Origin of the sequence: Actinophytocola sp. (assembly GCF_036002505.1) — a bacterium.
Taxonomy (GTDB): domain Bacteria; phylum Actinomycetota; class Actinomycetes; order Mycobacteriales; family Pseudonocardiaceae; genus DASYTH01.
Map to the genome: position 1 here is coordinate 1 of NZ_DASYTH010000235.1, position 9,515 is coordinate 9,515.

A 9,515-nucleotide genomic window follows, 5' to 3' on the forward strand; every position below is an offset into this window, starting at 1 on the left:
GCGTTCGGTGTACCAGGCCTCGACGTGTCGAAGCGCTTCGACGACCGGGATGCCCGGGTCGCCGGCCACCAGCGCGGAGTTGGCCCGGCGGGTCCAGCCCTCGCCGGCCTGCAGCACCCACTCGCCCAGGGGTTCCCGCTCCGGCGCCGGCCAGCCCTTCGCCTCCACCCGGAACAGCGCCAGGATCTCTTCCCGGCCGGGCGGAACCGCCTTCAGCCGGTGCACCTCGGACCGCGGCACGGCCACAGTCTCACCGTCCTCCCGGCGGATCACCAGCGCGCCATCCGCTTCGACAAGCTCACCCAGGATGTCCGTGAACACCGGCCGGCCGTCGCGCTCGCCGGCCCGGCGGCGCAGCACCACCCGCCGGCCGAGGAGATCGTCTGGATCTTCTGGCATCACGGCTCCGGAACGTGTGGCAAGGTGCCCCGATACTAAAGAAGGGGCCGCCGATGACCGTCGATGAGTTCTTCTCGTCGTTCGAGGAGTCCGATCCCGCACCCACCTGGCGCGACACGATCGACACCGACGACGACGGCCGGCCCCGCTCGGACGGCGCGACGCTGCGCACCCACCGCGGCGGCGGACCCGCCCGGGCCTACGCGGCGAAGACCGGCGTGGGCTTCACCGGCAGGCATTCCCTGCGCTACCACGGAACGCACCGGCCCGACGGGCCCGCGTTCGTGGTCAACAAGATCTTCTGGGTGGAGCTTCCGGTCACCGCGGACACCGAGCTGTCCTACCTGATCTTCCCCGAGCTGGTCGACGACGACCTGCGCAACCCGAGCACGTTCGTCGCCGTCGACCTCACCTTCGACGACGGCAGCCACCTGTCCGACCTCGGCGTCCCCGACCACCTCGGGTTCGAGCTTTCCCCGCGGGCGCAGGGAGAGTCCCAGGCGCTGTACCCGAACCAGTGGAACCGCCGCGCCGCCCGCATCGGCGCGGTGGCCGAGGGCAGGACCGTCACCAAGATCCTGGTGGGCTACGACGCGCCGCGGGGCCCGGCGCGGTTCGCCGGGTGGATCGACGACCTCCGGATCGGCACCCCCGCCCGGCCGGAGCGCACCCGGCCCACCGACCACGTGATCACCACCCGGGGCACCCACTCCACCCGGGGCTTCTCCCGCGGCAACACGTTCCCGGCGACCGCGGTGCCCGGCGGGTTCAACTTCTGGACACCGGTCACGAACGCCGGCGTGACCAACTGGTTCTACGAGTACCAGCGCGGCAACGACGCCGAGAACCGGCCGGCCCTGCAGGCGTTCGGCTGCAGCCATCTGCCCAGCCCGTGGATGGGCGACCGGCAGACCTTCCACGTGATGCCGTCCGCCACTCCGGGGAGACCCCGGGCCAACCGCCGCGCCCGCGCGCTGACCTTCAAGCACGACAACGAGATCGCCCGCGCGCACTACTACCGGGTGGACTTCGACAACGGGGTGCGCACCGAGATCGCGCCGGCCGACCACGCGGCCCTGTTCCGGTTCACCTTCCCCGGCGCGGACGCCAGCCTGATCTTCGACAACGTCAACTGCCACGGCGGACTCACCCTGGATCCGGCCGCCGGCACGATGTCCGGCTACTCCGACGTCCGAAGTGGACTGTCCGTGGGCGCCGGCCGGATGTTCGTGCACGCCACGTTCGACCGGCCGGTGACCGCGAGCGGCAAGCTCTGGCGGGGGCTGTCCCGGCGGGTCACCGGGTATTTCCGCTTCAACGGCGAGCCCGAGGCGCCGACCGAGGTGACCATGCGCATCGCCACCTCGCTGATCAGCCTCGAGCAGGCCCGGCGCAACCTCGAGCTGGAGATCGCCCCGGACGACACCGTCGAAGCGCTTCGACAGCGCGCCGCCGAGCAATGGGACGAGTTGCTCGGCCGGGTCGAGGTGGAGGGCGCCACCGACGACGAGCTGACCACGCTCTACTCCTGCCTGTACCGGATGTTCCTGTACCCCAACGCCGGCCACGAGAACACCGGCACCGCCGAGCGCCCGAACTGGGTCTACGCCAGCCCGTTCGCGCCCCGGCCCGCGCCGGACACCCCGACCGACTCGATGGCCAGGCGCGTGCCCGGCAAGGTGTACGTGAACAACGGATTCTGGGACACCTACCGCACCTGCTGGCCGGCCTACGCCCTGCTCACCCCGACCCGGTGCGGCGAACTGGTCGACGGCTTCGTCCAGCACTACCGCGACGGCGGCTGGATCTCGCGCTGGTCCTCCCCCGGCTACGCCAACCTGATGACCGGCACCAGCTCCGACGTGGCCTTCGCCGACGCCTACCGCAAGGGCGTCACCAACTTCGACGTGCGTGCCGCCTACGACGCCGCGCTGCGCAACGCCACGGTGAGCCCGCCCAACGACTCCGTCGGCCGCAAGGGCGTGCCCGGCTCGACCTTCCTGCACTTCACGCCCGCGTCCACGCACGAGGCGGTGTCCTGGACGCTGGAGGGCTGCCTGAACGACTTCGGCATCGCCGGGCTCGCGCACGCGCTGGGCGATCAGGACAACCACGAGTGGTTCCTGGACCGGGCCCGGCACTACGTGAACCTCTTCGACGACACGATCGGGTTCTTCCAGAGCCGCTCGGCCGACCATCGCTGGGCGTACCCGCCGGCCGGCTACGACCCGCTCGCCTGGGGCCGCGGCTACACCGAGACCAACGGATGGAACACCGCGTTCTCCGTGCCGCACGACGGGCGCGGCCTGGCCAACCTGTACGGCGGGCCGGACGCCCTCGCCGCCAGGCTCGACGCGTTCTTCGCCATCCCGGAGAACGGCCGCAACCGCGGCTCGTACCGGCAGGTGATCCACGAGATGACCGAGGCCCGGGACGTGCGGATGGGTCAGTACGGGCACAGCAACCAACCCTCGCACCACATCGTCTGGATGTACGCGCACGCCGGGCAGCCGTGGCAGGTGCAGGCGAAGACGCGGGAGATCCTGTCCCGCCTCTACTCCGGCAGCGAGATCGGCCAGGGCTACTGCGGCGACGAGGACAATGGCGAGCTGTCCGCCTGGTGGGTGTTCGCCGCGCTGGGCTTCTACCCGCTGCGCGCCGGCGACCCGTCCTACATCATCGGCTCACCGCTGTTCACCAAGGCCGTGGTGCACCTGGAGAACGGCCGCGATCTGGTGATCAACGCGCGGAACAACGGGTCGCGCAACGTCTACGTCCAGTCCCTGAAGGTCAACGGCAAACCATACGAGAAGTGCTGGCTGCCGCATGACCTGCTGGCCGCCGGCGCCGTGCTGGACTTCGAGATGGGCCCGGAGCCGTCCGACTGGGGCACCGGCCCGGACGCCGCGCCGCCGTCGGTCACCTCAGGCGACGAGGTTCCGTTGCCGCTGCACGACATCACCGGTTCGACGGCCGGCACCGCGAGCTGGAGTGGCGGCGACGACGCCGGCGCGGTGTTCGACGACACCGGCCGCGAGGTCACGTTCGGCGAACCGGCGCTGTGGATCCGGTTCTCCCTGCGGGACTCCCGGGCCACCGTCCGCCGCTACACGATCACCTCGGGCTCGCGCTCCGGCGACCCGCGCGCCTGGGTGCTCGAAGGCTCGAACGACGGCCACACCTGGGTCGCCCTCGACACCCGGGACGCCCAGGAGTTCCGCTGGCCCCGGCAGACCAGGGCGTTCACCGTGGCCGACCCCGGCGCCTACACCCACCACCGGCTGCGGGTCACCGCGAGCAGCGATGGCCGCACGGTGACCCTGGCCGGCCTGGAGTTGCTTGCCTAGTACGCGGGGCGGCCGCTCTTGGCCTGGATGTACTGGGAGGCCGCGCTGCCCATGCCCAGGATGAGCGCGATCGCCGGCATGATCGCAAAGAGCAGCGGAACCACGATGCTGACGCCCGCGCCGGTGGCCGACGACCCCGATGCGGCCAGTGAGCGGATCAGGTAATAGGCGCAGATCACCAGCTGGAGGATCACCGCGGCCGTGAACAGCTGTCGCGAGGAGCCGGACATGAGCTGCACGGCGCCGAAGATCAGGATGATGAGCCCGGCGAGCTGCGCGAACGCGACGATCCAGAACTCGGCCAGTGCCCCGCCGATGTCGAGGCCGAGATCGGAAGCCGCCCCCGAGCTGGCGGCGAGCGCGATGAACAGCACGCCGGTGCTGATCAACGTGATGCCGGCCTGGATGAACGCGAGCACCGCGGCACCGGTCACGGAGCCCGGCTTCTCGACCGGGCCACCGCGGCCCTGATCGGGCGGAGCCATCGGCAGGCCGCCGACGCCCTGGGCATAGTTGGGTCCGGGCGGGTAGCTCTGCTGGGGATACCCACCCGACTGGGGGAAGCCGCCGGGTGGCGACTGCGGATAACCGGCCTGTTGCTGGGGGTACTCGCCCGGCTGGGGGAACCCGGCCGGCGGCGACTGCGGATAGCCACCCGGCTGCGGGTACCCGCCGGGCTGCTGCCCGTAGTTTTCTGGTTGCTGGCCGTATGGCTGCGTCATCGAGTTCTCCTCCAGTGCCGCCGAGGGTGGCGGATCGACTGATCCTGGCACAGGCCTATGTGCCTAGTCGTCTGTTCCGCGCAGTTCGTGTCGGTCAGGTTTCAGGTGGCGGGCGTGCCGGTCGAACCGCCCACGGTGGCGTCTCCGCTCTCCGGTGCTTTTGGCACGATGCTGGCCAGTTCGCCGCCGGTGTCGTTGACCCGGAGCACGAACGGGCGGGTGTCGGTGTAGCGGACCACCGACACCGACGCCGGGTCCACCACGATTCGCTGGAAGGAGTCCAGGTGCTGGCCGAGCGCGTCGGCCAGGATCGCCTTGATCACGTCGCCGTGGCTGCACAGCAACCAGACCGCCTCGGCGCCGTGCTGCTTGGTGATCCGCGCGTCGTGTTCGCGGACGGCCCGAACCGCGCGGGCCTGGACGCCGGCCAGCCCCTCGCCGGCCGGGAACACCGCGGCCGACGGATGCTGCTGCACGACCGCCCAGAGCGGCTCCTTGAACAGCGTCTTGAGCTCCCGGCCGGTCCACTCCCCATAGTCCACTTCGGACAGCTCGGCCTCGGTCACCGGCTCGAGGTTCCGGGCCCGGGCAAGCGGTTCGACGGTGCTGCGGCACCGGGTCAGCGGCGAGCTCACGATCTCCACCAGCGGCACCCCGGCCAGCCGCGCCACCAGCGCGGCCGCCTGCGTCTCCCCGGACGGGTCCAGCGCCACCCCCGGCGACCGCCCGGCCAGCACCCCGGACCCGTTCGCCGTCGACCGAGCATGCCTGAGCAGCACCACCGTCGCCACGTGGTGCAGCCTACGGAAGTGGACATCGTGCCGCGTGCCGCCCGCTTCGAGGAGCTGGCCCTGCTGCCCGAGATCGAGCGCGCCTCCGGTGAGCTTTTCCGCGAGATCGGCCTGCCCGAGATCGCCGACGACGACCCGCTCCCCGTCGAAGCGCTTCGACGCCACCATGTCTGGGTCGCGGCCAACCCCGACGACCGCCCGGTGGCCTTCGTCGTCGCCGCCGAGATCGACGGCTGCGCCCATGTCGAGCAGATCAGCGTCCACCCGGAGCACGCCCGCCGCGGCATCGGCGCCCGCCTGCTCGACCACGTCGAAACCTGGGCCCTCGACCACGGCCTCACCGCGCTGACCCTCACCACGTTCCGCGCGGTGCCGTGGAACGCCCCGTACTACGAGCGCCTCGGCTTCCGCGTGCTGGCCGACCTCTCGCCGGAGCTCGCCGCCGTGGTCGCCGGGGAGACCGCCCGTGGCCTCGACCCCGCCTCCCGGGTCTGCATGCGCCGGGAGATCGCCCGCTCGTAGCGCTTCGACAGCGTGCCCAGCAACTCGACCAGCTCCGGCGGGTCGGTCACGTCGAAGTCGACGCCGAGCAGGCCGAGGTGGACGGCCAGCGTCGCCACGTCGTCGGCGCCGGTGTCCAGCACACAGGCGTCGGATCGAAGCGCTTCGACGACGCCGACCGCCGGGTTGATCCGCTCCAGCACCACCTCCGCCGGCGCGTGCACCAGCACCCGCGCCCGGTACCGCCAGGCCGCCGCGCTGACCCGCCGCGACACATACGCGGCCAGGTCGGGCGCCGGTGGCTCGCGCGGCGGGAACCGGGGACCGGCCGGCGGGCGCGGTTCGATCCGGTCGACCCGGAACGTCCGCCAGTCCTCGCGGTCCGCGTCGAACGCCACCAGGTACCAGCGGCGGCCCCAGCTCACCAGTCGAAGCGGTTCGACCCGCCGCCGGCTTGACCCGCCGGCATGATCGCGGTAGTCGAAGCGGACCGACTCGCGGTCCCGGCAGGCCGCGGCGAGCAGGCTCAGCACCTCCGGTTCCACCACCGCCGCGGGCCGGCCGGCCGGCACCGGGACCGTGTACGCCTGCACCGCGTTGACCCGCCGCCGCAGCCGCGACGGCAGCACCTGCTCGAGCTTGGCCAGCGCCCGCAGCGAGGTCTCCTCGATCCCGGCGACGGCACCACCCGCCGCGGTGCGCAGTCCCACCGCGACCGCCACCGCCTCCTCGTCGTCCAGCAGCAGCGGGGGCAGCGCCGCGCCGGCCCCGAGCCGGTACCCGCCGACCGCGCCCCGGGTCGCATCCACCGGATAACCCAGCGTGCGAAGCCGTTCGATGTCGTTGCTCACCGTCCGGCCGCTCACCCCGAGCCGCTCGGCCAGCTCGGCGCCGGTCCAGTCCGGCCGGCCCTGCATCAGCGACAGCAACCGGAGCAGCCGCGCCGAGGTCTCCGCCATGCCGGAAAGTCTGCCACGCTATTAGGAACGTTCCTTGCCTAATTGCCCGTTAGCGTTCCGGTCATGGCAGACAACAAGGAGATCCGCCCCTTCCGCATCGACGTCCCGCAGGCCGACCTGGACGAGCTGCACGACCGGCTCGCCCGCACCCGCTGGCCCGACGAAATCCCCGGCAGCGGCCGCACCTACGGCGTGCCGGTCGACTACGTGCGCGGGCTCGCCGAGCACTGGTCGAAGCGCTTCGACTGGCGCGCCCTGGAGTCGAAGATCAACGCCTACCCGCAGTTCACCACCGAGATCGACGGCCAGAACATCCACTTCCTGCATGTCCGCTCCACCAACCCGGACGCCCTCCCACTGATCCTCACCCACGGCTGGCCCGGCTCGATCGTGGAGTACCTCGACGTCATCGAACCGCTTCGATCCGACTTCCACCTGGTCATCCCGTCCATCCCGGGCTTCGGCTTCTCCGGCCCCACCACCGAGCCCGGCTGGAACCGCTACCGGGTCGCCGCCGCCTGGAAGGAGCTGATGGCCCGCCTCGGCTACGCCCGCTACGGCGCGGTCGGCAACGACGGCGGCTCGATGATCTCCCCCGAGCTCGGCCGCCTCGACCCCGAGCACGTCGCCGGCGTCCACGTCACCCAGATCTTCTCGTTCCCGTCCGGCGACCCAGCCGAGCTCGCCGACCTCACCGAGGAGGAGACCGCGGCGCTGGCGCACCTGCAATGGTTCTGGGAGAACCTCGGCGCCTTCAACCAACTCCAGGCCCAGCAACCCCAGACGCTCTCCTTCGCCCTCGCCGACTCCCCCGCCGGACTCCTCGGCTGGAACGCCCAGCTCCTCGGCGAGGACGTCGACCCCGACTTCGTCCTCGCCAACGTCGCGATCTACTGGCTCACCGGCACATCCGGCTCATCGATCCGCTTCTACTACGAGGACGCCCACGTCACCGACCCGCCCACCGAGCCGACCACGGTCCCGATCGGCGTCGCCGGCTTCGGCAACGACTTCCAGTCCATCCGCCGCTTCGCCGAACGCGACCACAAGAACCTGATCCACTGGACCCGCTACGACCGCGGCGGCCACTACGCCGCCCACCAGGCCCCCGACCTCCTCGTCGCCGACATCCGCGACTTCTTCGCCAAGGTCAGCTGAGGGCCCGTTCAGGCGATGAATGCGTCGTTCCTCACGCCCGACGCGAGGAACGACGCATTCATCGCACCCCAGGCCGGCGACCCGAAGATCAGGGCAGGGCCAACAGCGTTCTTGGAGTCGCGCACGGCCACGGCGGTCGGCGCGACCGCCACCTCGACGCAGTTGTCCTCGGGGTGCGAACTGTAGCTGCTCTTCCGCCAGGTGGTCGGGACAAAAGCCACCTCGACGCAGTTGTCCTGCGAGTGTGAGCTATAGCTGCTCTTCCGCCACGTAGTCGGAGACATCGGAGGAGTCCTTAGGTCGGTCGAACTCGCTCGCCAGGGCCGCGAGCTTCTCCCGCGATTCTCCTCTATCCAGGGCAACCTCGGACAGCCTCGTCAGTTTTCCTGATAATTGGACACTTGGCCCGGCTCGTCCAGGTAGAGGCCGACGGACGGCAAGTAGACCAGCGGGCGGCGATCGACGTAGCTGAACACCACGAATTCGCCCTCGAACATCGAGCGCGCGCCCATCGCCATCGGCACCACGCGGATGGTGAGATGCGACTGCTCCGCCAACAGGACCAGCTTCAGCAGCTGCTCGTTCATCAATGTGTTGCCGCCCACCGGCAGGCGCAGCACCTGTTCGTGGATGTAGAACTCGAACGGCCGGCCGTGCAGCCCGCACTGGCGTTCCATACGGGTGTCTACGAAATACTCGACGAGGCCATCCTCCAGACCCGTTGCAGTGATCAACTCGGTGGCGTACTCATGCGTCTGCAGCAGACCGGGAATCACCAACGGGTCGTAGCTGGCCGAGGAAGCCGCCGTGGTCTCGTGGAGAATCAGCGTGCTCAGCCGGTTCGACATCCAGTAACCCGCTGTGCCAGGCTCCCGGCACATTTCGAGCAAGCCGTCGATGCTCTCCGCGCCCACGCCGCAATGCGCCGCGTAGCGCAGCACGTCGATCTCGCTGGCACTGGTCAGCCCGTTCTCGATCCGAGACACCTTGGTGGCCGACCATCCCAACCGCTCAGCCAGGACGTAGCCCGGAATGCCCAGCCCCTCGCGAAACTGCCGCAGTTCGTTGCCCAGCTCACGAAACTGGCCCACACCCATCCGTTCAGTCACACCGGCACGCTAAGCCCCTGGGTCAGCGGCAATGATGTGCGACACGAAAGACCACTCCAACAACGTAACTGGACGGCCATATTGCGTCGACTGAAATTGCCATTAGGGCTGCAATGTGCCAGCCGCGAGGAGTCCGAAGAGGAGGATGCCGACGATCACCCGGTAGACGCCGAACCCGTTGATGGTGTGCCGGGCCACGAACCGCAGCAGCCAGGCCACCGAGGCGTAGGCGACGCCGAACGACACCACCGTGCCGACCACCAGCGGGCCGGCGCCGACCCCGGTGCCAAGCGCGTCTTTCAGCTCGTAGATCCCGGCTCCGGTGAGCGCCGGAATGGACAGGAAGAACGAGAGCCGGGTGGCCGACACCCGGTCCAGCCCGAGCAGCAGCGACGCCGACAGCGTGGCGCCGGACCGGGAGAAGCCGGGGAACAGCAACGCCAGGATCTGCGAGGAGCCGACGATCATCGTGTCGGTGAGCGTGACCTCCTTCTCGCCGCGGCGTTGCGTTCCCCGGCGCTCGGCCAGC

At 70.3% G+C, this 9,515-nt stretch carries 9 protein-coding genes and 1 pseudogene; 3 read left to right on the forward strand and 7 right to left on the reverse strand.

Annotated elements, in window-relative coordinates; translation table 11 throughout:
* A partial coding sequence (locus VGR06_RS21480; RefSeq protein ID WP_422652996.1) for a GNAT family N-acetyltransferase, cg3035/Rv0428c family occupies nt 1–399 on the reverse strand: 399 nt, incomplete at its 3' end.
* A gap of 53 nt (nt 400–452) precedes the next feature.
* On the opposite strand from VGR06_RS21480, the gene VGR06_RS21485 reads away from it, so the two are divergent.
* Complete coding sequence (locus tag VGR06_RS21485; RefSeq protein ID WP_327560916.1) at nt 453–3,746, forward strand: GH92 family glycosyl hydrolase; 3,294 nt, start codon at nt 453–455, stop codon at nt 3,744–3,746.
* Here VGR06_RS21485 and VGR06_RS21490 read toward each other — a convergent pair.
* Nucleotides 3,743–4,468: a hypothetical protein gene (locus VGR06_RS21490; protein WP_327560917.1), complete on the reverse strand. Its 726-nt coding sequence runs from the start codon at nt 4,466–4,468 to the stop codon at nt 3,743–3,745. The two genes, VGR06_RS21485 and VGR06_RS21490, sit on opposite strands and share 4 nt — an antisense overlap.
* A gap of 101 nt (nt 4,469–4,569) precedes the next feature.
* Nucleotides 4,570–5,259 (reverse strand): histidine phosphatase family protein, encoded by a 690-nt coding sequence (locus VGR06_RS21495; RefSeq protein WP_327560918.1) that lies wholly within the window; start codon nt 5,257–5,259, stop codon nt 4,570–4,572.
* On the opposite strand from VGR06_RS21495, the pseudogene VGR06_RS21500 reads away from it, so the two are divergent.
* Nucleotides 5,233–5,616, forward strand: a pseudogene (locus VGR06_RS21500) (GNAT family N-acetyltransferase); the annotation flags it as partial. The gene VGR06_RS21495 and the pseudogene VGR06_RS21500 sit on opposite strands and share 27 nt — an antisense overlap.
* 32 nt (nt 5,617–5,648) lie before the next feature.
* Here VGR06_RS21500 and VGR06_RS21505 read toward each other — a convergent pair.
* The gene (locus VGR06_RS21505) at nt 5,649–6,719 is read right to left on the reverse strand and encodes a helix-turn-helix transcriptional regulator (RefSeq protein WP_414637306.1); all 1,071 of its coding nucleotides are present in this window, start codon (nt 6,717–6,719) and stop codon (nt 5,649–5,651) included.
* A 63-nt stretch (nt 6,720–6,782) separates the two neighbouring features.
* On the opposite strand from VGR06_RS21505, the gene VGR06_RS21510 reads away from it, so the two are divergent.
* Nucleotides 6,783–7,877 (forward strand): epoxide hydrolase family protein, encoded by a 1,095-nt coding sequence (locus VGR06_RS21510; protein ID WP_327560920.1) that lies wholly within the window; start codon nt 6,783–6,785, stop codon nt 7,875–7,877.
* 8 nt (nt 7,878–7,885) lie between these two features.
* Here the strand turns inward: VGR06_RS21510 and VGR06_RS21515 are convergent, their stop codons facing one another.
* The 3 genes from VGR06_RS21515 to VGR06_RS21525 form a co-directional block, all read right to left on the reverse strand.
* On the reverse strand, nt 7,886–8,161 hold the full coding sequence (locus VGR06_RS21515) for a DUF397 domain-containing protein (protein WP_327560921.1): 276 nt from the start codon (nt 8,159–8,161) through the stop codon (nt 7,886–7,888).
* Nucleotides 8,162–8,254: 93 nt separating this feature from the next.
* Nucleotides 8,255–8,986, reverse strand: coding sequence for a helix-turn-helix transcriptional regulator (locus VGR06_RS21520; RefSeq protein WP_327560922.1), 732 nt, complete (start codon nt 8,984–8,986; stop codon nt 8,255–8,257).
* 102 nt (nt 8,987–9,088) lie between these two features.
* Nucleotides 9,089–9,515 (reverse strand): undecaprenyl-diphosphate phosphatase (locus tag VGR06_RS21525; RefSeq protein WP_327560923.1); only part of this gene is annotated, 427 nt, incomplete at its 5' end.

What these genes read in the sequence shown, in the direction of transcription:
- VGR06_RS21485 (WP_327560916.1), top strand. Translation starts at nt 453, where the DNA reads ATGACCGTCGATGAGTTCTTCTCGTCGTTCGAGGAGTCCGATCCCGCA.
- VGR06_RS21490 (WP_327560917.1), bottom strand. Translation starts at nt 4,468, where the DNA reads ATGACGCAGCCATACGGCCAGCAACCAGAAAACTACGGGCAGCAGCCC.
- VGR06_RS21505 (WP_414637306.1), bottom strand. Translation starts at nt 6,719, where the DNA reads ATGGCGGAGACCTCGGCGCGGCTGCTCCGGTTGCTGTCGCTGATGCAG.
- VGR06_RS21510 (WP_327560920.1), top strand. Translation starts at nt 6,783, where the DNA reads ATGGCAGACAACAAGGAGATCCGCCCCTTCCGCATCGACGTCCCGCAG.
- VGR06_RS21515 (WP_327560921.1), bottom strand. Translation starts at nt 8,161, where the DNA reads ATGTCTCCGACTACGTGGCGGAAGAGCAGCTATAGCTCACACTCGCAG.